This is a genomic window from Amycolatopsis antarctica (assembly GCF_002262875.1).
Classification (GTDB): domain Bacteria; phylum Actinomycetota; class Actinomycetes; order Mycobacteriales; family Pseudonocardiaceae; genus Amycolatopsis; species Amycolatopsis antarctica.
In genome coordinates this window covers 24539-47985 of sequence record NZ_NKYE01000024.1, presented here as the reverse complement: position 1 = coordinate 47985, position 23447 = coordinate 24539, and the positions used below count along the sequence as shown (strand labels likewise).

25 protein-coding genes are annotated in these 23447 nt (G+C 71.8%); 14 read left to right on the top strand and 11 right to left on the bottom strand.

The window, feature by feature from the left end; all coding sequences use genetic code 11:
• Window positions 1–123 precede the first annotated feature (123 nt).
• Window positions 124–1008, bottom strand: a complete 885-nt coding sequence (locus CFN78_RS27120; protein WP_094865956.1) for an arginase family protein — start codon at window positions 1006–1008, stop codon at window positions 124–126.
• Between the two features lie 44 nt (window positions 1009–1052).
• Here CFN78_RS27120 and CFN78_RS27115 point away from each other — a divergent pair, with 44 nt between their 5' ends.
• Together CFN78_RS27115 and CFN78_RS27110 are read left to right on the top strand one after the other, a co-directional pair.
• Window positions 1053–1835, top strand: coding sequence for a tryptophan 2,3-dioxygenase (locus CFN78_RS27115; protein WP_094865954.1), 783 nt, complete (start codon window positions 1053–1055; stop codon window positions 1833–1835).
• Window positions 1836–2034: 199 nt separating this feature from the next.
• Window positions 2035–3111, top strand: a complete 1077-nt coding sequence (locus CFN78_RS27110) for a Glu/Leu/Phe/Val family dehydrogenase (RefSeq protein WP_094865979.1) — start codon at window positions 2035–2037, stop codon at window positions 3109–3111.
• 80 nt (window positions 3112–3191) lie between these two features.
• Here CFN78_RS27110 and CFN78_RS27105 read toward each other — a convergent pair whose 3' ends face one another.
• Entirely contained in the window at window positions 3192–3380 is a 189-nt protein-coding gene (locus tag CFN78_RS27105; protein WP_094865952.1) for a DUF5302 domain-containing protein, read from the bottom strand.
• Between the two features lie 247 nt (window positions 3381–3627).
• Entirely contained in the window at window positions 3628–4602 is a 975-nt protein-coding gene (locus tag CFN78_RS27100) for a winged helix-turn-helix transcriptional regulator (protein ID WP_094865950.1), read from the bottom strand.
• 203 nt (window positions 4603–4805) lie between these two features.
• Here CFN78_RS27100 and CFN78_RS27095 point away from each other — a divergent pair, with 203 nt between their 5' ends.
• Genes CFN78_RS27095 through CFN78_RS27080 form a run of 4 tightly spaced genes read left to right on the top strand, consistent with a single transcriptional unit; the run spans window position 4806 to window position 9979 of the window.
• Window positions 4806–6281: a carotenoid oxygenase family protein gene (locus CFN78_RS27095; RefSeq protein WP_094865977.1), complete on the top strand. Its 1476-nt coding sequence runs from the start codon at window positions 4806–4808 to the stop codon at window positions 6279–6281.
• Window positions 6278–8002: a class I adenylate-forming enzyme family protein gene (locus CFN78_RS27090; protein ID WP_094865948.1), complete on the top strand. Its 1725-nt coding sequence runs from the start codon at window positions 6278–6280 to the stop codon at window positions 8000–8002. Before CFN78_RS27095 ends, CFN78_RS27090 begins: the two co-directional genes overlap by 4 nt.
• Before the next feature lie 3 nt (window positions 8003–8005).
• Window positions 8006–9232, top strand: coding sequence for an acetyl-CoA acetyltransferase (locus tag CFN78_RS27085; protein ID WP_094865945.1), 1227 nt, complete (start codon window positions 8006–8008; stop codon window positions 9230–9232).
• A gap of 60 nt (window positions 9233–9292) precedes the next feature.
• Entirely contained in the window at window positions 9293–9979 is a 687-nt protein-coding gene (locus CFN78_RS27080; RefSeq protein WP_094865943.1) for a TetR/AcrR family transcriptional regulator, read from the top strand.
• 33 nt (window positions 9980–10012) lie between these two features.
• Here the strand turns inward: CFN78_RS27080 and CFN78_RS27075 are convergent, their stop codons facing one another.
• From CFN78_RS27075 to CFN78_RS27065, 3 genes are all read right to left on the bottom strand, one after another.
• A complete protein-coding gene (locus CFN78_RS27075) occupies window positions 10013–11851 on the bottom strand; it encodes a VanW family protein (protein WP_240519724.1) in 1839 nt (612 codons plus the stop codon).
• Between the two features lie 137 nt (window positions 11852–11988).
• Complete coding sequence (locus CFN78_RS27070; protein ID WP_240519723.1) at window positions 11989–12555, bottom strand: GNAT family N-acetyltransferase; 567 nt, start codon at window positions 12553–12555, stop codon at window positions 11989–11991.
• Window positions 12556–12613: 58 nt separating this feature from the next.
• The gene (locus tag CFN78_RS27065) at window positions 12614–13810 is read right to left on the bottom strand and encodes a saccharopine dehydrogenase family protein (protein ID WP_094865939.1); all 1197 of its coding nucleotides are present in this window, start codon (window positions 13808–13810) and stop codon (window positions 12614–12616) included.
• 162 nt (window positions 13811–13972) lie between these two features.
• Between CFN78_RS27065 and CFN78_RS27060 the strand changes: the two genes are divergently transcribed.
• The gene (locus CFN78_RS27060; RefSeq protein ID WP_094865972.1) at window positions 13973–14266 is read left to right on the top strand and encodes a WhiB family transcriptional regulator; all 294 of its coding nucleotides are present in this window, start codon (window positions 13973–13975) and stop codon (window positions 14264–14266) included.
• 41 nt (window positions 14267–14307) lie between these two features.
• On the opposite strand, the gene shbA is transcribed toward CFN78_RS27060, so the two are convergent.
• Both shbA and CFN78_RS27050 read right to left on the bottom strand, forming a co-directional pair.
• On the bottom strand, window positions 14308–15093 hold the full coding sequence (shbA, locus tag CFN78_RS27055; RefSeq protein ID WP_240519722.1) for an RNA polymerase sigma factor ShbA: 786 nt from the start codon (window positions 15091–15093) through the stop codon (window positions 14308–14310).
• A 265-nt stretch (window positions 15094–15358) separates the two neighbouring features.
• The gene (locus CFN78_RS27050; protein ID WP_133116496.1) at window positions 15359–15796 is read right to left on the bottom strand and encodes an STAS domain-containing protein; all 438 of its coding nucleotides are present in this window, start codon (window positions 15794–15796) and stop codon (window positions 15359–15361) included.
• Window positions 15797–16149: 353 nt separating this feature from the next.
• On the opposite strand from CFN78_RS27050, the gene CFN78_RS27045 reads away from it, so the two are divergent.
• Complete coding sequence (locus CFN78_RS27045; protein WP_094865934.1) at window positions 16150–16566, top strand: hypothetical protein; 417 nt, start codon at window positions 16150–16152, stop codon at window positions 16564–16566.
• 54 nt (window positions 16567–16620) lie between these two features.
• On the opposite strand, the gene CFN78_RS29995 is transcribed toward CFN78_RS27045, so the two are convergent.
• Window positions 16621–17511, bottom strand: a complete 891-nt coding sequence (locus tag CFN78_RS29995; RefSeq protein ID WP_133116495.1) for an ANTAR domain-containing protein — start codon at window positions 17509–17511, stop codon at window positions 16621–16623.
• A 272-nt stretch (window positions 17512–17783) separates the two neighbouring features.
• Here CFN78_RS29995 and CFN78_RS27035 point away from each other — a divergent pair, with 272 nt between their 5' ends.
• Complete coding sequence (locus CFN78_RS27035) at window positions 17784–18104, top strand: HesB/IscA family protein (protein ID WP_094865968.1); 321 nt, start codon at window positions 17784–17786, stop codon at window positions 18102–18104.
• A gap of 59 nt (window positions 18105–18163) precedes the next feature.
• Here CFN78_RS27035 and CFN78_RS27030 read toward each other — a convergent pair whose 3' ends face one another.
• Window positions 18164–19135, bottom strand: a complete 972-nt coding sequence (locus CFN78_RS27030) for a 2-hydroxyacid dehydrogenase (protein ID WP_094865929.1) — start codon at window positions 19133–19135, stop codon at window positions 18164–18166.
• 97 nt (window positions 19136–19232) lie between these two features.
• Here CFN78_RS27030 and CFN78_RS27025 point away from each other — a divergent pair, with 97 nt between their 5' ends.
• The 3 genes from CFN78_RS27025 to CFN78_RS27015 all read left to right on the top strand — a co-directional run bounded on the left by CFN78_RS27025 (window position 19233) and on the right by CFN78_RS27015 (window position 21673).
• A complete protein-coding gene (locus CFN78_RS27025; RefSeq protein ID WP_094865927.1) occupies window positions 19233–20111 on the top strand; it encodes an IclR family transcriptional regulator domain-containing protein in 879 nt (292 codons plus the stop codon).
• On the top strand, window positions 20108–20713 hold the full coding sequence (locus CFN78_RS27020) for a nucleotidyltransferase family protein (protein ID WP_094865925.1): 606 nt from the start codon (window positions 20108–20110) through the stop codon (window positions 20711–20713). The genes CFN78_RS27025 and CFN78_RS27020 overlap by 4 nt, the downstream gene beginning before the upstream one ends.
• Window positions 20714–20797: 84 nt before the next feature.
• On the top strand, window positions 20798–21673 hold the full coding sequence (locus tag CFN78_RS27015) for an AAA family ATPase (RefSeq protein WP_420807935.1): 876 nt from the start codon (window positions 20798–20800) through the stop codon (window positions 21671–21673).
• Window positions 21674–21709: 36 nt separating this feature from the next.
• Here CFN78_RS27015 and CFN78_RS27010 read toward each other — a convergent pair whose 3' ends face one another.
• The gene (locus CFN78_RS27010) at window positions 21710–22039 is read right to left on the bottom strand and encodes a WhiB family transcriptional regulator (protein ID WP_094865965.1); all 330 of its coding nucleotides are present in this window, start codon (window positions 22037–22039) and stop codon (window positions 21710–21712) included.
• Window positions 22040–22252: 213 nt separating this feature from the next.
• Here CFN78_RS27010 and CFN78_RS27005 point away from each other — a divergent pair, with 213 nt between their 5' ends.
• Complete coding sequence (locus tag CFN78_RS27005; RefSeq protein WP_094865963.1) at window positions 22253–22627, top strand: ATP-binding protein; 375 nt, start codon at window positions 22253–22255, stop codon at window positions 22625–22627.
• Window positions 22624–23418: a SigB/SigF/SigG family RNA polymerase sigma factor gene (locus tag CFN78_RS27000; RefSeq protein WP_420807934.1), complete on the top strand. Its 795-nt coding sequence runs from the start codon at window positions 22624–22626 to the stop codon at window positions 23416–23418. Before CFN78_RS27005 ends, CFN78_RS27000 begins: the two co-directional genes overlap by 4 nt.
• The last annotated feature ends 29 nt before the right edge of the window (window positions 23419–23447 follow it).

Here is a 23447-nt window from a genome sequence, read left to right as displayed (position 1 = left end):
CGACGAGGCATACACAGGCACACAGCTACACCGACACACCCACAAAGATGACCACAAACCACCCAACAAAGATCAACTACCACACCCGCGTCCACCAACAGAGCCGGGTTTCACCACACCCTCTCAGGTGAGGGCGTGCACCAGGATCTCGGTGATCACGGCCGCCTGCTCCCCGGACGGGTCCAGATCCGGGTCGAACACGGTGACCTCCAGCCCGGCGGCCCCCGGCAGGGCGAGCAGGCCGCGCAGCAGGGCGGTGAGCGTGTCCGCGTCCAGCCCGCCGTCGTCCGGACTGTCCACAGCGGACACGACGGACGGATCGAGGACGTCGACGTCGAGGTGGATCCAGAACCCGTCGAGGTCGTCGCGGACGAGCGCCTCGGCCGCGCGCCGGAGCGCGCCGCCGGTGCCGTCGGCCATGATCCGCTCACTGGCCACACCGGGCAGGCCCTCGCCGGCCGTCCGCGCCATCTCGCGTTCCCTGGCACCGAGCAGCAGCACGTCCTCGTCGCGGACGTAGGGGCCCGCGCCGTCGATCCCGGTGAGCGCCGGGTCGCCGCGACCGGTCACCAGCGCGAGATCCTCGCCCGCCGCGGCGTGCACGTGCGGTGCGTTGCCCGGATGGCGGAAATCGTCGTGACCGTCCAGGAAGGCCAGCCCGTACCGGCCCTCGCGGCGCAGCGACAGTGCCGAGCCGAGCAGGATCGAGCAGTCGCCGCCCAGCACGAGCGGGAAGCCGCCGTCGCGGCGCAGCGCGGTGATCCGCCGGGCGAGGGTGCGCGAGTAGCCGGCGATCGCCGTCGCGTTGCGCACCCCGGCACCGGGTCGCCAGGCCGGCAGGTACCGGGGCGGGGTGACCACGCCACCCTCCCGGGCACCCAGCCTGCGCAGCAGGCCGTGGTCGCGCAGGGCACCGGGCGCCTTGTAGCAACCGGGCACGACGCCCTCGGCGGGCGGGCGGAGCCCGAGGTTGGACGGTGCGTCGAGCAGTACGGTCTCCCTGGCCATACGGGCACGCTAGCGTCGTCGCGGCACTCTGGTACACACGTGCCATGACTGAGCAGAACCCGGCGATGACCTACGCCTCCTACCTCGCCCTCGACGAGGTGCTGGAAGCCCAGCGTCCCCGGTCGGAGGAACACGACGAGCTGCTGTTCATCGTGATCCACCAGGTGTACGAGCTGTGGTTCAAGCAGATCCTGCACGAACTGGACTACCTGCAGCGGCGGCTGGGAGAGGGCCACTCGGCCCACTCGCTGCGGGCCCTGCGGCGGATCCTGAAGATTTTCAAGGTCGCCGTCACCCAGATCGACGTGCTGGAGACGATGACGCCGAGCCAGTTCACCAGCTTCCGCACCCGGCTCGACGCCTCCTCGGGCTTCCAGTCCGGCCAGTTCCGCGAGCTGGAGGCGGTGCTCGGGCGGCGGGACCAGCGCGTCTTCCAGCACTACCCGCAGGGCAGCCGGGACCGCACCCGGATCGAGGCGGCGATGTCGCGCCCTTCGCTCTACGACTCGTTCCTCACCTACCTCGGCGTGCACGGCTATGCGGTGCCGGGCGGGCGGGACGTGAGCGCGCCCGCCCAGCCGTCCGCCGAGTTGCAGGAGATCCTGCTCCGGGTCTACGCCGACGACCACGGCCCGGCATCGGTGTGCGAGCACCTGGTCGATCTCGACGAGGGCGTGCAGGAATGGCGGTACCGGCACGTCAAGATGGTCGAACGCACCATCGGGGACAAGTCCGGCACGGGTGGTTCCTCGGGGGCGGCCTACCTGCGCTCCACGCTGTTCGCGCCGATGTTCCCCGACCTGTGGGCCGTGCGCAGCGGTCTCTGACCCCTCCGTCCCGCGCCGGTGGTCCCCCCGGGTGGAACTTCTTGGCGTTTACCGTCGGCGCCCCCTAAGTTCTGCTGTGCGCGGCGACGGAGCCGGGCGCGGAACGACCTTCCGGGCCGCTTCCCTCCGCGAGACCAGAAATCCGACATCGCCGGAACGCGCCACGAACGCGGACCGGAACGGCAAGGGAGTCACCACCGTGACCGAAGGTGTGTTCGGCCGCGAAAGCGGTCATGAGCAGGTCGTGTTCTGCCAGGACGCGAAGAGCGGCCTGAAGGCCGTCATCGGCATCTACTCGACGGCGCTGGGCCCCGCACTCGGCGGCACCCGGTTCTACCCGTACGAATCCGAGGACGCCGCCGTCGCGGACGTACTCAACCTCTCCCGCGGTATGGCCTACAAGAACTCGATCGCGGGCCTCGACCTCGGCGGCGGCAAGGCCGTCATCATCGGCGACCCGAAGGTGGACAAGTCCGAGTCGCTGCTGCGTGCCTTCGGCCGTTTCGTGCAGTCCCTCGCCGGCCGCTACATCACCGCCTGCGACGTCGGCACCTACGTGCGCGACATGGACATCGTCGCCAAGGAGTGCCGCTTCGTCACCGGCCGTTCGCCGGAGGACGGCGGCGCCGGCGACTCCTCCGTGCTCACCGCGTTCGGCGTCTTCCAGGGCCTGCGCGCCTCCGCCGAGCACCGCTGGGGCACCGCGGACCTGCGTGGCCGCCGGGTGGGCGTGACCGGCATCGGCAAGGTCGGCCACATCCTCGTCGGCCATCTCGTCGAGGCGGGCGCCGAGGTCGTGGTCAGCGACGTCTCCGAGGAGGCGGTCGAACGGACGACGGCGGTGTACCCCTCGGTGTCGGTGGTGGCCGACGCCGACGCGCTCGTCCGCTCGGACATCGACATCTTCGCGCCCTGTGCGCTCGGCGGAGCCCTCACCGACGAGGTGGTGGAGGTGTTGCGGGCCAAGGTGGTCTGCGGCGCGGCGAACAACCAGCTCGCCCACCCCGGCGTGGAGAAGCGGCTCCAGGACCGCGACATCCTCTTCGCCCCGGACTACCTGGTGAACTCCGGTGGCGTGGTGCAGGTCAGCGACGAGCTGCACGGCTTCGACTTCGCCAGGGCCAAGCGCAAGGTCACCACGCTCTACGACACCACCAAGCAGGTCTTCGAACTCGCCGACACCGAGGGCGTGCCGCCGGCCACCGCCGCCGACCGCATCGCCGAACGGCGGATGGCCGAGGTCGGCAGGCTGCGTTCCATCCTCACCACGGTGTAGCGCCCGTCGGGACGGTTCACGACGCGGCGGGCGGGTGCGAACACGCACCCGCCCGCCGCGTTCTCGTGATCGGAGGGTGGTCAGCCGCTCTTGCGGCGGAACTCCCGCTTGGTGGCTGCGGGCCCGTTGTGCGCGTTGTGGATCTTCGAACCACGATCCTCGTGGGAGGCGCCCGACTTGGCCTTCGCCTGCTTGCGTTCAAGGGCCTCGCGGAACTGACGCTTGACGTCGTCCTCGCCGGTGCCCGTGGTTGGGGTGGACTCGGTCATCTTCGAACCTCGCTCCGGTCGTCGGCTGCCCTGCGGGGAGCGCTCCTGGTCAGCCTCGCATGGCGGGCACGGTGCCGCTACCGGATTTCCGGGCCATGGGACCGGGGCGTGTCCGGCAGTTCATGGTCGCGGTACCGGCACCGGGACGGTCCCTGGCGGCCTCGGTGGAAGACCCTGGCACCGGCTTGCCGGGTGACCGCCGCGATCACCGATCCCGTCGAACCGGGAATCACCCGGCTCGCCCTGGTCAGCGCGTCACCCCGACCAGGCTCGCGGAGACCGCGTTCAGATCGAAGGTGAGTGCCGTGCGGTGCAGCGGGACACCGCAGTGCTCACACAGCAGCACCGGTTGCAGCCGCTGCCCGCAGGACTCGTGGCGCATCTCCACGCTCGCCGCGCCGTCGGCGAGGGGGCAGCGGTCGCGGGCCCAGTCGATCAGGATCGCCAGCGCGGGGAAGAACGCGGCCCCCTTGGGCAGCAGCCGGTAGGCGCGCGCGTCGGCGCGGGTGCGGGCGGTCTCGGTGCCCAGCACCCCGGCGGCGACGAGGCGGCCGAGCCGGTCGGAGAGCACACTCGGCCCGATGCCCAGCTCCCGCTCGAACTCGGAGAAGTGCTGCGAGCCGAGGAAGGCGTTCAGCATGATCCCGGTGGACCAGCGATCGCCGAGCAGCTCCATGGTGGCCGGGAAGAACATCAGCGGGTCGGCGGCCAGCGGCTCGGCGTCCTTGCGCCGGAAGCGCCTGCCGGACCCGCCCGAGTAGGCGGTGCCCGGCCTGCGGTGGAGCCGGGTACCCGCCAGGTCGGCGGGCCGCAGACAGGCCGCGCAGCCCAGTCCGGTGGCCGTTTCGTTGCCGCAGTCGAGATGGGTCAGCGTGGGCAGAACCTCGTCGCGGCCCTCGACCCAGCTCCGTTCCCAGGACCAGATCGTCACCAGCAGCGGCCACAGGGCGAGCCCGCGCTCGGTCAGCCGGTACTCGTGCCGGGTGCGGCCGCTGCCGCGATACGGCGAGCGGACCAGGATTCCGGCCTCGACGGCGGCCCGGAGCCTGCCGGAGAGCGCGGTGGGGGAGATGCCCAGCCTGGTGCGCAGTTCCTCGTAGCGCCGGACTCGCAGGAAGACGCTCTGCAGGATCAGCAGCGTCCACTGGTCACCGAGCAGTTCGAGTGCCCGGCGCAGCGGATCCTGTGCCGCCTCGCCCGTCTTCGGTCCCGGTGTCGTCACGCTTCCCCCTAGGAATGCCTGCGTCACTCTAGACCGACCGGGTGACGGCGGGCGTGGTCGGCGACGTGGCCGATGACGTGGTCGGTGACCTCGCGTTCCTGCTCGGGTGGTCTCCTGCCTGCGTATTGACGGCTGGATACTGAAATCATAGTGTATTGCCAGCCGCTCCGGCTCCCCGGCGCATCGCAGGACGGAGGATGTGGATGTCCGAGACCTCCGAGCGTCCGGTGCTGGTGGCCGAGCCGCAGTCCGGCGAGCCGGACGAGCCCAATCCCTATCTGCTGGGCCTGTACGCGCCGACCGACACCGAGATCGACGCGGACGCGCTCGAGGTGATCGGCGAGATCCCGCGCGACCTCAACGGCGTCTACCTGCGCAACGGTCCCAACCCGCGGTTCCAGCCACAGGGGCGCTACCACTGGTTCGACGGCGACGGCATGGTGCACGCGGTCCACCTGGAGAACGGCAAGGCCAGGTACCGCAACCGCTGGGTTCGCACGAAGGCGTTCCTGGCCGACTCCGAGGCGGGCCGGTCCCTGTGGACCGGGGTGATGGAGAGCCCGAAGGGAAATCCCTTCGGCAACCACCACGGGCTCGGCCTCAAGGACGCGGCGAACACCGATCTCGTGTTCCACCGCGGCCGCGTGCTGGCCACCTGGTACATGTGCGGCGATCCCTACGCCCTCGACCCGCTGTCGCTGGAAACCCTTGGTGCGGAAGACTTTCTCGGCACGCTGACCGGCGACATGATGGCCCACCCGAAGGTCGACGAGCGCACCGGCGAGATGTTCTGGTTCGACTACGGGCCACGTCCGCCGTACCTGCGCTTCGGCGTCGTGGGGGCGGACGGTGCCGTGGCGAGCGTGACCGACGTGCCGCTGCCCGGCCCCCGCTTGCCGCACGACATGGCGATCACCGAGAAGTACGCCGTGCTGATGGACCTGCCGCTGCTGCCGGATGCCGAGGCCGCCCGCCGGGGCAGGCACAAGATCGTCTTCGACCGGTCGATGCCCGCGCGCTTCGGGGTGCTGCCGCGATACGGCACCGGCGACCAGGTGCGCTGGTTCGAGGCCGATTCCTGCTACATCTACCACGTCGTCAACGCCTGGGACGAAGGCGACGAGGTGGTGATGGACGTCTGCCGGGTGAACCGACCGCAGCCGCGCGCCGACGCGCACACCCCGCTCGCCAAGATGCTGTCCTACCTGCGCCTGGACGCCCAGCTCCACCGGTATCGCTTCAACCTGCGCACCGGGGCCTGCACCGAGTCCGCGCTGGACGACGCCAACACCGAGTTCCCGAGCATCGACGCGCGGATGCTCGGCCGCAAGAGCCGCTACGCCTACAACGTGCACATCTCGCCGGAGTCCACGCTGCTCTTCGACGGCATCGTCCGCTACGACAACCTCACCCAAGCCAAGGCCGAGTGGTCCTTCGGGCCAGGACGCTGGGGCAGTGAGGCGCCGTTCGCGCCCCGCGATTCCGCCGTGGCCGAGGACGACGGGTACCTGGTGACCTTCGTGCAGGACGAGCGCGAGGGCCGTTCCGAACTCGACATCTTCGACGCCGCCGACATCGAGGCCGGCCCGGTGGCCAGGGTGCTGCTACCCGCCCGGGTGCCGCTCGGCTTCCACGCAGCCTGGGTGCGCGCCGACCAACTCGACGGGACACGCCGATGAGATGCCATCCGCCGGAGCGGGCACGCGACTACCTCGACCGCGGCTGGTGGTCAGGGGAGACCGTCGACGGGCTGCTGCGCGCCCGGGTCGCGGAGGCGCCCGGCAGGCAGGCCTTCGCCGACCCGCCGGACACCGCCTCGCTGATCGGCCGGGACCCGGTGCGCTGGACCTGGCGGGAACTCGACGAGCAGGTCGACGCGCTCGCGGCGGACCTGCTGGCCAGGGGAGTACGTGCGGGCGAGGTCGTCGCCGTGCAGCTTCCGAACAGCTCGGCACTGGTGCAGGCGTTCCTGGCGATCGTCAGGATCGGGGCGATCGTGATGCCCTTCCCGGTGGCCTATCGCGAGCACGAACTGATCCCGATGTGCCGGCGGGCGGGCGCGGTCTGCCTGCTCACCACCACCGGACACGGCGAGCACCGGCTCGCCGCGCAGGCGCTGCGAGTCGGCGCCGAAGTTCCGTCCGTCCGGTTCGTGCTGTCCCGGGGGCAGCACGAACCGGACGGCACGGTGCGGTGGCCGGACGAGCCGATCGGCCCGGCTGGCCGGGAGTTGCTCGACGCGCATCTCGCGGCGCACCCCGCCGACGTGAGCGACTGCGTGACGATCTGCTGGACCTCGGGCACCGAGACCGACCCGAAGGCCGTACCGCGCTGCCACGGCGACTGGCTGGTGATGGCGCTGGGCACCTGCCACGCGGCGGCGCTCGGGCCGGAGGACGTGCTCCTCTCACCGTTCCCGATGACCAACATGGCGGGTATCTCCGGCATGTTCCTGCCCTGGCTGATGGTCGGCGGGGTGTTCGTCCCGCATCAGCCCTTCGACCTCGGCATCTTCCTCGGCCAGATCGCCCAGGAGTCGGCCACCTACACCGTCGCCCCACCCGCACTGCTGAACATGCTGCTGCGCAACGAGGAGATACTGTCCACTGTGGACTTGTCCTCGCTGCGCACGATCGGCTGCGGGTCCTCGCCGCTGAACACGCCGATGGTTCGCGGCTGGCACGAGCGGTACGGCATCGACGTGATCAACTTCTTCGGCTCCAACGAGGGGATCGCCCTGCTGTCCGATCCTCGCGACATCCCCGATCCCGGTCAGCGGGCGACCTACTTCCCGAACTTCTCCGGCCCGGCCGTCTGGTCCACCCCGATCGCCGAGCGGGTATCGGTCCGGCTGCACGACCTCAGCACCGGCGAGCGGATCACCGCCCCCGGCATCCCGGGCGAGTTGCGCGTCGCCGGGCCCACGGTGTTCGGCGGCTACCTCGGCGAGGGCACCGGCGCCCCGCTGGACCGGGCCGTGTTCGACGACGACGGGCACTACCGCACCGGCGACGTGTTCGCGATCGACGGCGAGGACGGCCGGTTCCTGCGTTACCTCGACCGCGCGAAGGACCTGATCATCCGCGGCGGTGCGAACATCTCACCCGCCGAACTGGAGGACCTGCTCGCCGCGCACTCCGGGGTGGCCGAGGTCGCGGTGGTCGGAGTCGCCGACGCCGTGCTCGGTGAGCGGGTCTGCGCCGTGGTGGTGCCCGCGGACCCGGCGGACCCGCCCGGCCTGGACACCCTGCTCGGCGCCCTGCGCGAACGGGGGCTCGCCTCGTTCAAGCTGCCCGAACGCCTCGAGCTGGTGGATTCCCTGCCGCGCAACGCCGTCGGCAAGGTGCTCAAACGCGAACTGCGGGACCGCTTCGCGGCACCCGTCCCACTCGGGCGGTAGCACGTGTACGTCCTCGGTGGCGCGCAGACCGACTTCGCCCGCAACCTCGCCAAGGAGGGCGGCGGCCTGCTCGACCTGCTCGCCGAGGTCGTGCCGGACGCGCTGGAGGACGCCCGCGTTCCCGCCGAGCGGATCGAGGTCGCCCACGTCGGCAACCTCGCCGGGGAGCTGTTCGCCGGGCAGGCCCAGCTCGGCGGTCTGCTGGTGACGGCGGTGCCCGGACTGGACGGGGTGCCGAGCACCCGGCACGAAGCCGCCTGCGCCTCCGGCAGCACGGCCGTGCTCGCCGCCTGCGCCGACCTCGCCGCGGGCCGGTACGACCTCGCGCTCGTCGTCGGCGTCGAGGTGATGCGCAATGTCGACGCCCGGACCGCGGCCGAGCACCTCGGCACGGCCGCCTGGGCCGGGCACGAGGCACTGTCCGCGCGGTTCCCCTGGCCCGCGCTGTTCGCCGAGATCGCCGAGGCGTACGACGGCAGGTACGGCCTCGACCACGCGCACCTCGGTGCCTTCGCCGAACTCGCGTTCGCCTCGGCGTCCCGGAATCCACTGGCACAGGCCAGGGACTGGACCTTCCCGGCCGGATCGTTCGGCACCGAGGACGAGCACAACCCGCCGGTGGAGGGCAGCCTGCGCCGGACCGACTGCGGCCGGATCACCGACGGTGCCGCCGCGGTCGTGCTCGCCTCGCCGCGCTTCGCCGCCGAATGGGCCGCCCGTCACGGCAGGACACTCGACGACGTGCCCGCGGTGACCGGCTTCGGTCACCGCACCGCGACCCTGCCGCTGGCCGGCAAACTCGATCGGGCCGAACCGGACGGCTACCTGTTTCCCCAGCTCCGCGGCACCGTCACTGACGCCTACCGGCGTGCGGGCATTCCCGGCCCGGACGCTCTCGACCTGGTGGAGTTGCACGACTGCTTCACCATCACCGCGCTGGTCGCGCTGGAACACCTCGGGCTCGCCCCGCCGGGCGGTGGCGGCCGGGTGATCGAGAGCGGCGACATCGGCCCGGACGGCGTGCTGCCGGTGAACCCCGGCGGCGGGCTGCTCGGGCTCGGCCACCCGGTCGGCGCCACCGGCGTGCGGATGCTGCGCGACGCCGCCCGTCAGGTGTCCGGTACCGCCGGGCCCATCCAGGTCGACGGCGCGCGGACGGCGCTGACCCTCAACGTCGGTGGCTCGTTCACCACCACCGTCGCGCTGGTCGTCGGCACCGGAGGCGCATGACCTGGCTGGATCGGGCTATCTTCGTATACCCGAAGCGTCCTGGGCGCTAGTGTCCGTTCCATGACCCCCTCCGGCTCCGGCCCCGCCCCGCACTCGCGCGGCGCGGCCGGGCTGCCGGCGCTGACCAGGGACCGGATCATCGCCGCGGCCACCCTGCTCACCGCGGAACGCGGACTGGACAACTGGAGCGTCCGTCAGCTCGCCGCCGAGGTGCACGCCTACCCGGCGGTGATCTACCACCACGTCGGCGACCGGGACGCGGTGATCGCGGCGGTGACCGACCGGGTGCTGCGGATGGTCAGCGAGCCGCCTCCCGAACTGGGCTGGCGGGAATGGTTCGAACTGCTGCTGGCCAGGCTGCGGGAGGTACTGCTCGGCTACCCCGGCGTCGCCGGCAGGCTCGCGCTGTTCGGCCCGGCGGACGGTTCGGCCGTGCGGATGATCGACACCGGCGTACGGGTGCTGCGGGGTGCCGGCTTCGGACAGGAGAGCGTGCTCGTCTACAACATGCTGCTCAGCAGCGGCTGCCAGTACGTCGCCATGGAACGCGATCGGCTGCGCGGGCTGGAGCAGCGGGTGCGCGCCGCGGGCTGCGTGCGGCCCGCGGAGGGGCCGGACCCTGGCGCACACGAGCTCCTGCGCGACCCCGAACGGGCGTCCACCCACTACGCCCGGCTCTACGAGTACGCGATCGCCCGCTGCCTCGACGGCGCCGCCTGCAGACTGGCCGAACTCACCGCCTCGTGAGGGGACCGCGGACCGGCCCCCGCACGAGCGGCGTCACGGGGTGGCGGCCGGCTCCGGGCAGCGGATCTTGGGCTGCGGGTTGTACTTCACCGTCCGCGGCTCGCGGCGCACCTCGGCACCGGACTTCGCGTCCCGCAGTACCCGGGTGTCGCTGGTCGTGAAGCCGGGGGAGCCCTCGCTCGGCTTGCAGTTCTCCGCCGGGCCGTCCTTCTCCTGCGGCGGGGTCTGTGCGGTCTGCCCGCCCGGTACGGACTCCACCTCGTAGCGCTTGGTGCCCCACAGCTTGACCGTGATGCTCGACGGTGACCAGATCGTCTGGATGGCCACACCGGTCTCACTGTCGTTGGCGAACTTCAGGTCGATGACGCTGTTGCCGCCGCCGTCCTGGAAGACGGTCGCCTCACGGGCCGCCGGGTAACGGCTGATGTAGTAGCTGTGCTCCTTGTGCCCGGCGTCCTTCATGGCGGCGAAGTACGAGGCGTTGTAGAGCGTGGTGGCGAACTGCGAGATGCCGCCGCCGACCTCGCGGCCGGGTGCGCCGTCGGAGATGACGCCAGCCTCGACGTACCCCTGAGCGGTGCCGCGCGGGCCGGTGAAACCGTTCAGGCTGAACGTGTCGCCGGGTTTCACGATCGCCCCGTCGACCTTCTCCGCCACCACGCGGATGTTGGTGCCGGAGTCGGCGGCGAAGCCCTTGGTGGTGAACTCCCCGATGACTTCCTTGATGCCGAGCTGGTTCGCCGCGTCGGTGGTCACCTTCGCCGGCTTCATCTCGTACTGGGCCACGATCTCGCGTGCGTCGGGACGCTTGAGCACGTCCATCAGCGGGGCCAGGCTGGGGTCCCACTTGACGGCCTTGCCGTCCTCGGAGGGCTGCACGGTCGGGCTGCCGCCGGTGAAGACGATCTCGGCGTCTTTGCCCTCGATCTCGGTCTCCTTGAGCTTGGGGCCCAGCGCCTCGATCACCTTGGCGTTGTCCACCCGGGAGTTGAGGGCCCCGTTCTCGCCCGGCTCGAAGACCAGCGAGCGGCCGATCTCCGCGGGCTCGAACTGGACGTCCTTGCCCTCACCCTTGACCAGCACCGGGGCGGCGACGGCGGGCACGGCGACCTCGTCGAACGCGGCCCGCACGCCCTCGGGCGTGGTCTTCACCGGCGTGATGTTCACCGGCAGGTTCAGCGAGCCGGACGCCCAGTGGTCCAGCACGGTCTGGGTGGCGGCCTCGACGTCGAGCTTCTGGCCCTGCACCGGGTCGACGGGGATCGGGGTGGCCTCCTCGAACCGGATGCCACCCTCGACCGGGTCGCGTTCGAGCTGGCCGCGCAGTTCGCCCATGGCCGTCTTGAGCTGGTTCGGCTCCGCCTCGGTCACCACGCCCACCTCGCGGTGGGTGAAGAACGAGCTGATCCTGGTGAACGGGCTCAGCGGCTGGTCGCCCGCCTGGTCGAGGGTGCCGGACCAGTCGAGGCTCAGGCCAGCGCTGCGCGGGTCGAGGGTCTGCTCGACGGCACCCGCTCGCACCTGCACCGGCTGGGTGAGCCTCGGCTCGATCTCGTCGCGCAGCCGCTGCTCGGCGGCGTCGCGGTCCTCCCCGCCGAGGTCGATGCCGGCGACGGTGACCCCGCGCGGCACGCTGCCCTGGCTGACCAGCAGATCGATGCCGTAGAGCAGCGCGAGAACGCCGACCGCGGCACCGGCGATGATGCCTGCCTTGCGCGCACCGGATCGTTTTCCCTTGCCCTCTGCCTGCTCGCCCCCGCCCGGGGCGGGCGGCTGCTGGGCATCGGCCGGCATCTGGCGGCGTGCGTGGACGACGGGAAGCACGTCGGTCTGCTCCGCGTGCGACTCAGGCCACGGGTGTTCCTGCGTCAAGACGTAACCCTCCCCGTCCGGTGGCGATGGACCGAGTCCGGATCGGACTGAAACCATCTATCGCGCGTCAAGATACGTGCCCCTCGGAGAAGGCCGACGACTCGCCCCAGTGGGTGAACGCCGAGATCACCGGCCGGTCACGGTCCGACATCGACCCGGCTCCCGGCGCAACCCGGGAGGTCGCCGGTTACCGGTAGCTCTTTGCGGAAGAAGTGATCGGCGTAGATCTCCGCGGAGTACGGCTCGGTCTCCAGGTAACCGTGCCGGGCGTAGAACGCCCTGGCCTCCACCAGGTCCGTTCGGGTGTCCAGCCGGACGGCCCGCGCACCGAGATCGCCCGCGGCCCGCTCCGCGGCGGCCAGCAGGGCAGCGCCCATCCCGGTGCGCCTGGCCTCCGGGGCGACGAACATCCGCTTGACCTCCGCCTGCTCGCCGGGAACCAGGCGCACGCCGACGCAGCCCACCGGCCGCCCGTCCAGCCAGGCGACGAGGAACGTCCCGCGCGGGCCGGTCAGGTCGTCGCTCGGATCGGTGGTGAACTGCTCCGCGACCCCCTCCGCGACCTCCTCCGCGGTCGCCGGACGGCGGTGGTAGCGGCCGACGATCTCGGCGAGGTAGCGGCTCAGGATGGCGTGCGCGGTCGGCGAGCCGACGGGCACCGGGCTGATCTCGGTGTGCCCGGCGGCGGATCCGGTGTTCGTCACCGGTTCATCCTGCCGCCGTGGTCCAGCGAATTCTCCGGCGACGGGTCGCCGTGCGGCCCTAGCCGATCACCCGGAAGGTGATGCCCGCCCTGACGAGGCGTTCCACCAGTGGCTCGCCCATGGCGACGGCGGGCGTGAGCTGGCCCGAAGTGGCCGGCAGATCGTCGAAAGCCAGGCACAGCGCGGATTCCCCGAGCATCTTCGCCGTCTCGTCGTATCCCGGATCGCCGCCGGAGACCTCGGTGACGACGCGCTCGCCACCGGCCGTGCCGACCAGCCGCAGGGAGAACCACGACTTCGCGCGCTGCCGCGCGCTCGGTCCGTCGCCGTTCTTGCGCAGCGAGCCGAGCGCCTTGCGGGCGGGCGGGATCTGCGCGGCGGCGAACAGTACCGCCATGCCCGCCCCGGCCGCGACGATCGTCGGCAGGCGCTTGACGTCGGCGTAGTGGCGGTAGGTGAAGTCCGGGCCGTAGACGGGCAGCGCGGCGGCCGAACGGCCGACGATCTGCGGGTCCAGGGTCGGCAGCGGGACGAGCCAGCGGCCGGTGCCGGCGTCCCGGTGCGGGCGTCCGGTGGGTGTGCGCACGGTACGGCCCGCCGGGCGAGGATCCGCCTTCCTGCGCGCGGCGGCGGTCCGCTGCATGCTGCGCAGCCGGGAGAACGCGCCGAGCGCGGACTGGAAGGTACCGCCGGAGAAGGTCGCGCTCGCCCGGATGGCGCCGGTGATGTCGACGGGAACGTCGTCCGGCAGCCGCGCGACGGTGTAGAGGACGCCGAGGTCGTAGGGGATCGAGTCGAAGCCGCAGGCGTGCACGATGCGTGCCCCGGTCTCGACGGCGCGGGCGTGGTGGCGCAGGTACATGTCGTCGACGAACTCGGGCTCACCGCTGAGGTCTACGTAGTCGGTGCCGGTCTCGGCGCAGGCGGCCACCAGCGGCTCCCCGTGCAGCAGGTACGGCCCGACCGTGGTGATCACGACCTGCGTGGAGGCCGCGACGGCGCGCAGGGACGCGGCGTCGCCCACGTCGGCGTGCAGCAGTGGAAGGTCGGACCACCCGGGGTTGGTCTCGGCGAGGCCGGCCCGCAGGGTCTCCAGTTTCGCCCGGTTGCGGCCCGCCAGCGCGATCCGCGCTGTCGCCGGGGCGTGCCGGGCGAGGTAGCGGGCGGTCAGCTCGCCGGTGAAGCCGGTGGCACCGAACAGCACCACGTCGTACTCGCGCCCGCTCGCCTGCCGGTCGGCGGATCCGTCAGCCATGGTGGCCCCTTCCGGTTGTTACTCGTGAGTATCACAGGGTGGGCGGTTCCCGCGACTCCGGGTTTTTTGTCAATCCGCTGAATACCGGGGCAGACAGGTGTGGCAGCCGCCGAATGGGGGTATGCAGGCCGCAGGTGGCGATCGAACGCGGAGGTGATCAGCGTGGCGGATACTTCTCGTCTCCCCACTCCGGTGGCGGAGACCTGGGAATGGCAGCGGAACGGCAACTGCCGGAATCTCGACAGCGCGGTGTTCTTTCATCCGGACGGGGAGCGCGGATTCGCGCGGGCGGACCGCGTCGCGCGGGCGAAGCAGATCTGCCAGAGCTGTCCGGTGATCGTGCAGTGCAGGCACCACGCCCTGACCGCCGAGGAGCCGTTCGGGGTGTGGGGTGGTCTGGACGAGGTCGAGCGCCGAGGGGTGATCCAGCGTCGCGGGAAACTGCCCGCGGCCTGACCATGCCGGCGGGTCAGGTGGGTTCCGGCGTCCGCCGGGCCCTACCAGGCCTCGTCGCCGGCCAAGCCGCGCAGCCGGGCCAGCGCCCGGTGCTGGGTGGTCCGCACGTTGCCCGGCGTCATCCCCACCGCCTCCGCGGTCTCGTTCGCGGACAGCCCCACGATGACGCGCAGCACCAGGATCTCCTGTTGCACCTGGGGAAGATGCGCGAGCAGGCCTTCCAAGCGGGAACGGAGATCGCCGTCCAGCGCGCTGCGTTCCGGGGCGTTCTCGGTCCCCGGACGGACGGCCTCCGGTGGTTCGGGGACGGGATCCGAACGGTCCCGCGAGACTTTGCGGAAGGCGTCCGCGATCTTGTTCGAGGTGATCGCGTGTACCAGGTACAGGAACGATCCGCCCCGGTCCTGGTACGCGGGCAGCGCGGTGAGCACCGCCAGGCAGGCCTCCTGCGCGACGTCGTCCGCCGAGACGTACGAGAGGTCCCGTCCGCCCAGCCGGGCCCGGCAGTACCGGGTGACCGTGGGGCTGATCGCCGCGAGCAGGGTCGCCACCGCCGCCCGGTCGCCGGTGGAGGCCGCCCGCACCAGCGGATCGAGCTGTTCGGTGGTCAGCCGCGTCCCGGCCGGGACGCGGCTGGGCCCCCCGAGACGGGGGACCGCCTCGGGCGGCGACGGCCGGTCCGGCGACGGCAGCGGTGCCGGGCGGGTGGGTGCCGGCTTCACCTGTCGCCGCCGGCCCGTCGAGCCCGTGGCGACCCCGTCCGCGCTCGCCACGCCCGGCCGGTCACCGGGGGCGCCCGTCGGAGTGGACAAGGGGGTCATGGTCACGGCGAACTCCTGTCGACGTGGACGAGTCCGAGGCGGCATGGGCCGGGATCGCGCTGATGAGCATGGTGCCTCCCGGGTGACTCTGTGTGAGTTCCCATCCGAGGGAAAACGCTGCTGATGCGTACATCCGGGTTGCGAAGCACCCGATTGTCCGGAGGCTCTGCGACTCGCAGTAATCGTAACCGCGATATGCCTGGATGTTCCAGTTCTCAACAAGCCTATTCCCCCGTTTGCCGCAACCGAATCGACGAACGGTCGGCGGGATTCAGCCCCGCGGGTCTCCGGCGGCCGAACTTTCCGGCCGGGGGCCCGTCAGCGAGTCCATCGCCGCCCGGACCGTCGGGTGCACCGGCACCAGGTCGGGTAGACCGCTGACCGCCAACGGCCGCAGCACCGCCCGCGCCTGCGCCGCGACGGCCCAGTCCACGCCCCGGCGGCGCAGATCGTGTGCCAGATCGACGAGTGCCGACAGACCGGCCACGCCGAGGAAGGTGACGTCGGACAGGTCGAGCACCAGCGGCCCGGGGTCGGCCGCGCCCGCGCACCAGGCGCGGAAGTCGGCGGCCGAGCGGGCGTCGACGTCGCCCTGCACCCGGCCGAGCATGATCGTCGGCGTCCGGGGGGAACCGCCCGGGTGGAGTTCGGCGTCCAGCCGGAGGTCGCGGGAGACATAAGCGGCCGGACGGCCGGACGGGTCTGACACCGCGGTTCCCGCGGTGCTCGGTCTGGTGTCGGCGGTTCCGGTGGTCTGGGGTCTCACGGGGGAGTCGGACACGTTGGGCACTCCGGTGACTTCGGGGGAGAAATCAGGAGGGAGCGGGCCTCGGCCGACGGCCGGGCGCACCTGGCGCCCGGTCGAGCCGGTTCAGTCGCGGCCGGACGCGGGCGAGACCCGCTCCCGTACCGGCTGTTTGCTCAACCGAATCCCAACGGTACGCAGCGCGCCCGCAGGGGCGGACACCGCCCACCGCCGGACTGCCCTGCGCGCTCGCCGTTTGACCACAGGCCGTCGGTGGTAGGCCTGCTTCGAGCAGATGCGATCACGAGGAGGCACCGATGAGCGATCCGGTCGAGCAGCACGCCGAGCACAGCGCCAGCGAGGACACCGACGAGGACCGGTTGCAGGTCGATCCGCTGGAGGAGGGCGTGGAACCGCCCGAGCACTGGTCCGCGGCGAACCGGTTCGGCATGACCGCCCGCGAGCAGCAGGAGGGCGAGAGCCTCGACCAGAAGCTGCACGAGGAGCAGCCGGAACCCGAGGAACCGGAGATCCGTGACCGCCCGATCGCGGCCACCCCGGCCGAGGAACTGGACGACAGCGTGGATGACGTCGCCGCCGATGTGGAGCCGGTCGCCCCCGAGGAGCGGCTGGACGCGCCGGGTTCGTCGGCGCCCGACCGGCAGTTGTCCGACGAGGCGGGCGGGTCGGTGGCGGACTGGATCCGGACGCCGCCCGGTGAGGCGCGGATCTAGACGTCCGGTTGTGGCGTGGTCGCGGCCGTCGCGCCATGACCTGTCCCGCGGGTCCTAGTTCTCCCGCAGCGCGGCCCACATCCGCCGGGCGGCACCGCGGGCGGCCGCATCCGGCGACCGCGGTGGCGCCCCACCGATCGCGTCCTGCGGCGGCCCCTCGGCGGGAGCACCGCCGACCTCTTCCACGGTGGCCACCGCGAGGTCGCGCAGTTTGACGTTGAAGTGCTGGCTGGCCACCACGAGTGAACGGAAGGCCGTGGTGGCGTCGCATCCGCGCACCGCCATCACCATGCCCTTCGCCTGTTCGATGATCCGCCGGTGCTCGACCATGGTCACGAGCTGGTCCGCCCGCAGCATCTCCTCGGAGCAGTACTCGACGACGGCGGCCGCCATCGCCAGCACCGGTTCGATCTCTTCGACGGCCAGCAGGTCGGCGGGGCAGGGGGGATGGTCGAGGTAGACGGTGAGCACGATCGGGCCCTCGTCGTTCCAGCTCCCGGACACTGCCACCACGGCGATCGTCTCCGGCAGATCCGTTCGCTCGGCCACCGCGGCGGCCAGTGCGGGGAAACGATCGTCGGTGGCGAGGTCGGAGGAGAAGGTGGATTCGTTCTCCAGCGCGGCGCGCAGGGTCGGACCGGTGCCCAGTTTCCACTGGAGCGGATCGATCTCCTCGGCGATCCCGGCCGAGCACACCGGATGTGAGTCCTTCGCGGAGGTCGACAGTCCCGCGCCGAGGCAGCCGTCCACGGAGCCGTGCAGGTAGTGCAGTAGCCGGTCGAGCAGTTCCGGTCCGATGCCGAACCCCGCCGGCACCGCGCCGTTCGCGCCGCGGCCGTTATCCGCGACCTGGGCGCGCGAGCCGGAACCCGCAGGATCGGGCCCCGCTGGATGGGGCACCGCCGCCCGGGGTACCGCCGGATCGGACATCACTGAATCGGACACGCCCTACGCCCTTCCCTTCCGGACCGCACGGCGCGGAACGCCGGGGTGACCTCGGCCGGGCAGCGCCGCCTGCCGCGGGAATCTGCGGGGAGGGGGAGCGTCGTGCCAGGTCGACGGCCGGGGACGAGCATAACCCGAGACCGTGACCGTGGACCGCTTCGCGCCCCGGAGGCGATGGTGACGCCGATCATCCGGCACCCATCCGGCGTAACCGATCCGTGACCCCTACGGTGGGACGCGAGCGCACGACAGCAATGAAGGGATGGTCGAACATGCTCGCCATGACCGACGCCGCTGCCCAGGCGATCAGCGCACTCACGGAGCAGCAGGGCGAGGAGGCCGGCGGGCTGCGGTTCGCCGTGCAGTCCGAACAGGAGGAGGGCGCACAGCTCTCGCTCGCCGTCGCTCCGTCGCCGGAGGAGGGTGACCAGGTCCTCGGCACCGAGGAGGGGGCCCGCGTGTTCCTCGAACCGCAGGCCGCGGACTTCCTCGACGACAAGGTCCTCGACGTCCAGCAGGACGACGAGGGTCAGTTGAACTTCGCGGTGATGCAGCAGCCCGAGGACGGCGCACCACAGGCCGCCGCCGAGTAGGGCCCCTCCGCCCGTCGCGTCCCCCGCCCTTCCGGACGGGGGACGCGCTCGTCCCCGGCTCAGGCCCGTACCGGGCTCAGCGGCGGATCGCCGCCGAGTACGGCGAGCACGTTGCGTGCCGCGAGCACCGCCATCGCGGTCCGGGTCTCCACCGTCGCCGAGCCGAGATGGGGCGTCAGCACGACGTTGTCCATGCCGAGCAGTCGCGGCTCCACGTCCGGTTCGTTCTCGAACACGTCCAGCCCCGCGCCGGCGATCTCGCCGTCCGCCAGGGCCTGGGCGAGCGCCCGTTCGTCGACCACCGGCCCGCGGGTGGTGTTGATCAGGAACGCGCCCGGGCGCATCGCCCGCAGGGCGGCCGCGTCGATCAGGTGTCGGGTCGCCTCGGTGAGCGGGCAGTGCAGCGACACCACGTCGGCGGAACGCAGCAGGTCCGCGAGGGGCAGGTACCGCGCGCCGAGTTCGGCCTCCACCGCCGGGTCGGCGCGCCGACGTCCGGTGTAGGCGATCTCCATACCGAACGCGCGGGCCCGGCGGGCGACGGCCTGGCCGATCTGGCCGAGTCCGACGATGCCGAGAGTCCGATCCCGCAGGCCGCTGCCGAGCATGAAGCCGAGGTCGAACCGCCACGGTGTCCGTGCGCGCAGCAGCCGTTCCCCCTCGCCGATCCGCCGGGTCAGCGCAAGCAGCAGGCCGAACGCGAGGTCGGCGGTCGCGTCGGTGAGCACCCCCGGGGTGTTCGTCACCGTGACGCCGCGTTCGGCCAGGGCCGGGACGTCGACGTTGTCGTAGCCGACGGCGACGGTGGCGACGACGGCGAGGCCGGGGCCCGCCGCGTCGGCGAGCGGACCGTCGATCCGGTCCTGCAGGGTGCTGACGATCGCGTCGGCTCCGGCGACCGCGGCGCGCAACTCGGCCGGTTCCAGCACGGCCTCCCGCCCCGGCTCGGCCACCTCGCCCGCCTGCCGCAGCAGCCGGATGGCCTCGTGGGCGATGGGCCGGGTGACGACGATCCGGGTGCGCTCGCTCATCGCCTCATCCTCGCCTCCGCCGGGCGCGCCGTCGAGCGGTGCACCGAGGCGGGGCGAGCGTCCTGCCCGGCCGAACGGGGGCCGATAGGGTCGGCCCATGGACACCGACGCCGGAGCGGCCGGCGTGGACACCGAAGCCGACACCGGCGCCGAGCCCGGTGCCGGCGGGAACGAGGGCGCGGGAGAGGTACGCGGTGCCCACCACGTGCAGTCGCTCGAACGCGGCCTGGCGGTGATCAGGGCGTTCGACGCGGGACACCGGGAACTCACGCTGAGCGAGGTGGCCCGCGGCACCGGACTCACCCGCGCCGCCGCCCGCCGTTTCCTGCTCACCCTCGCCGATCTCGGCTACGTGCGCACCGACGGCAAGTACTTCGCCCTCACCGCCAGGGTCCTCGAACTCGGCTACTCCTACCTGTCCGGGATGACCCTGCCCGGTCTGGCCCAGCCCCATCTGGAGGCGTTGTCCGCCGAGGTGGGCGAATCCAGTTCGGTCGCCGTGCTCGACGGCAACGACATCGTCTACGTCTCCCGCGCCGGGGTCGCGCGGATCATGACCGTCGCGATCAACGTCGGCACCCGCCTGCCCGCCCACGCGACCTCGATGGGGCACGTCCTGCTCGCCGGGTTGCCGCACGCGGAGCTCACCGGCTACCTGGAGGTCGCGCGGCTCATCCGCCACACACCGCGCACGCTCACCGAACCGGAACGGCTGCGTGCCGAACTCGCGGTGGTACGCGGTCAGGGCTGGGCGCTGGTGGACCAGGAACTGGAGCAGGGCCTGCGTTCGGTGGCCGCGCCGGTGCGCGACCGTGCGGGCAGGGTGATCGCAGCCGTGAACCTGTCCACCCATGCCAGCCGTACCACTGTGGCCGAGGTGCGCCGCGACCTCGTTCCTCCGTTGCTCACCGCCGCAGGGCGGATCGAGGCGGATCTCGCGCTCGCTCCGCCGGGCCGGGTCCGGCGGCAGCGGTGACCGCGGCGGGACTGCTGCTCGCGGCGGGCGCCGGACGCCGGTTCGGGCACCCGAAAGCCCTGGTCGAACTCGCCGGGGAGCCGCTGGTGCGACGTGCCCTGCGCGCGCTGACCGAGGGCGGCTGCGCTCCGGTGCACGTCGTGCTCGGAGCGCGGGCGGAGCAGGTCCGGGCACTGGTGCCCGCCCCGGCGGCCACCGTGCTCGCCGAGGACTGGGCCGAGGGGATGGGCGCCTCGCTGCGCGCCGGGCTCGGTGCGCTGGCCGCGCTGCCGCGAGTGCCCGAGGCCGCGCTCGTCCACCTGGTGGATCTGCCCGGGGTGACCGCGTCCGTGGTCGCGCGGCTCGCCGGCCTGTCCGCGCCCGGCGTCGTCGCCAGGGCCGCCTACGACGGGGTGCCGGGTCATCCCGTTCTGCTGGGGGCGCACTGGTGGCCGGAGGTCGTCGCCGGCGCCTCGGGTGATCGTGGCGCCCGGGGCTGGCTGTCCGGCCGGCCGGATCTGCGGCTGGTGGAATGCGGCGATCTCGGCTCGGGCGGGGACGTGGACACACCCGCGGATCTGCCCGGCCACAGGCACTGCACGCCACCGCCGCCCGTGATGTAGTTGACCGGGAACAGGCCACCGTCGGCGAAGGAGTCACGCAGCGTGGAGACCAGCGCGCACACGACGTCGTCCGGCGGGAACGGCGTGGACGGGCCCGATTCGCCCGCCGCGTTGTCCGAGGTGCTCGAATCCACCGGCTACCTCGCCGGCGAGGGGGTGGCGACCGCGGCTTTCCTCGCTTTGCGCATGGGCCGCCCGCTGTTCTGCGAGGGCGAGCCCGGTACCGGCAAGACCTCGCTGGCGAACGCGCTCGCCGAGGGCCTCGGCCTGCCGATCATCCGCTTGCAGTGCCATGAGGGCATCGATGCCGCGCAGGCGCTCTACGAGTGGGACTTCCCCCGCCAGCTTCTGCACCTGCGGGCGCTGGAGGCCGCGGGCGGGGGTGGCCTGGACGTCGAGGCCGCCGAGCAGTCGTTGTACACCCGGCGGTTCCTGCTGGCCCGTCCGCTGCTGCGGGCGCTGGTCGAGGCGCCCTGCGTTCTGCTGGTGGACGAGATCGACCGCGCGGACGACGAGTTCGAGGCGTTCCTGCTCCAGTTGCTCGACGAGAACGCCGTGACGATCCCGGAGTTCGGTGAGGTGCGCGCCGAGCATCCGCCGCTGGTGGTGCTGACGTCGAACCGGACGCGGGAGGTGCACGACGCGCTCAAGCGCCGCTGCCTGTACCACTGGGTCGAGCATCCGGACCTGGCGCGTGAGGTGGCGATCCTGCGCAGGCGGCTGCCCGGCGTGGGTGAGCGCCTTGCCACCCAGATCGCCGGGGCGATCCGGAAGCTGCGCGAGATGGAACTGCTCAAGCCGCCGGGCGTGGCCGAGTCACTGGACTGGGCACAGGCGCTGCAGGCACTGGGCAAATCCGAGCTGGACGTCGAGTCGGCCGCGATCACACTGGGCGCGGTACTGAAGTACAGCGAGGACCTGGACCGGGTGCGGGCCAAGCTCGACGCGCTGCTCGGCTGACGTCCCGCCGGGCCGGGCATGGCCGGCCGGGTGTGCTCAGGCGGGGGTCTCCTGGGCATCCGCCTGCACGGCGGGCCGGTCGTGTGCGCGACGGCGGCGGCGGAACAGCTCGCGGCGCTCCACCTCGCCCATGCCGCCCCAGATCCCGTATGGCTCCTGCACCGAGAGGGCGTGCTCGCGGCACTGCTTGAGCACGGGGCACGACTCGCAGATCGCCTTCGCCCGCGACTCGCGCATCTCCCGCGCGAAGCCGCGCTCGTTGTCGGTGTGGAAGAACAGGCTGCTGTCGAAACCCCGGCAGGCACCTTCGAGCTGCCAGTCCCATTCGTCCGCCACTACCACCGGCAGCCGGCTCACGTCGCTCATCTGTCCGCCCTTCGGCTGATCGTTCACGTTCACCGGGGAGGTGCCCAGGTTGTCCAAAGCTCAAACACCGACCTGGATAATGGTTTGGAACCCGACCCGATCGGGCATCTGGGAGCCGACGCAGCAGTGACGAACGGAGGACCGACTGTGCCTGACAGCTCTGCCGTGAAGGACTCCGCAGCCGGGGGTGCGGCCCGGGGCGAGCCGAGGGTGATGGAGGTTCGCACCGACGCCACGCCGGAGGTGGTTCCCACCCTGCGCACGCTGGCCGCCGACCTGGCCATGCGGCTCGACTTCGACCTCGACGCCGTCGAGGACCTGCGGATGACGGTCGACGAGGCCTGTTCGCTGCTGCTGCCCGCCGCCGCGGACGGCACGCTCACCTGTGAGTTCCGCTGGGCGTCCGGACGGGTCGAGGTGAACGTGACCGTGCTGGCCGACCAGCCAGGGCTGGCGCAGGAGGACTCGCTGGGCTGGCAGTTGCTGACAGCTCTGGCCACCTCCGCCCGCCGGATGGTCACCCCGCTCGACGACGGATACCTGACCCGAGTGGAACTCGTACGGGAATGCGTGACGGTAGCCCGGTGACGACGGCAGGGGGACCGGGTGAACCGGCCTCCCGGGACGATGCCGACCGGGACGTACGCCAGGAATTCCGCAGGCTGCGCGCACTGGAGCCGGGCGAACCGCGGCACGCCGAACTGCGTGAGCGGCTGGTGCACCGGCACGCCGACCTGGCGCGCAACCTGGCCCGCAGGTTCCGGTACCAGAGCGAGTCGATGGACGACCTGGTGCAGATCGCCACGCTGGGGCTGATCAACGCCGTCGATCGTTTCGATCCCGAGCACGGTGCCGAGTTCGTCGGTTTCGCCGTGCCCACCATCACCGGGGAACTGCGCAGGCACTACCGCGACGCGGGCTGGTCGGTCCGGGTTCCCCGCCGGTTGAAGGAGATGCACGCCCGGCTCGGCGCCGCGCGGGAGGACCTGACGGCGAAGCTGGAGCGGGCGCCCAGGCCCAGCGAGCTCGCCGAACATCTCGGCGTCGGCAAGGAAGAGGTCTACGAGTGCCTGGTCGCCGAACGCGGGCAGCACGGGACCTCGCTGGACGCGATGCTGGAGGACTCGGCGCACACCGGTTTCGGCCGTCCCGACGACAACCTCGAGCAGGCGGAACTGCGGGCCATGCTGATGCCACTGGTGCGCGACCTGCCGGAACGCGACCGCCGGATCATGCTGCTGCGATTCGGTTACGGCATGAGCCAGTCGGACATCGCCAGGCGGGTGGGCGTCTCGCAGATGCAGGTGTCCCGGTTGCTCACCTCGCTCCTGCGTCAGTTGCGTACACAGATCGGGGACGAGGGTGGCGCGCCGGGGTGAACGGCCGTGTCGCATGATCTCCCCAGCGA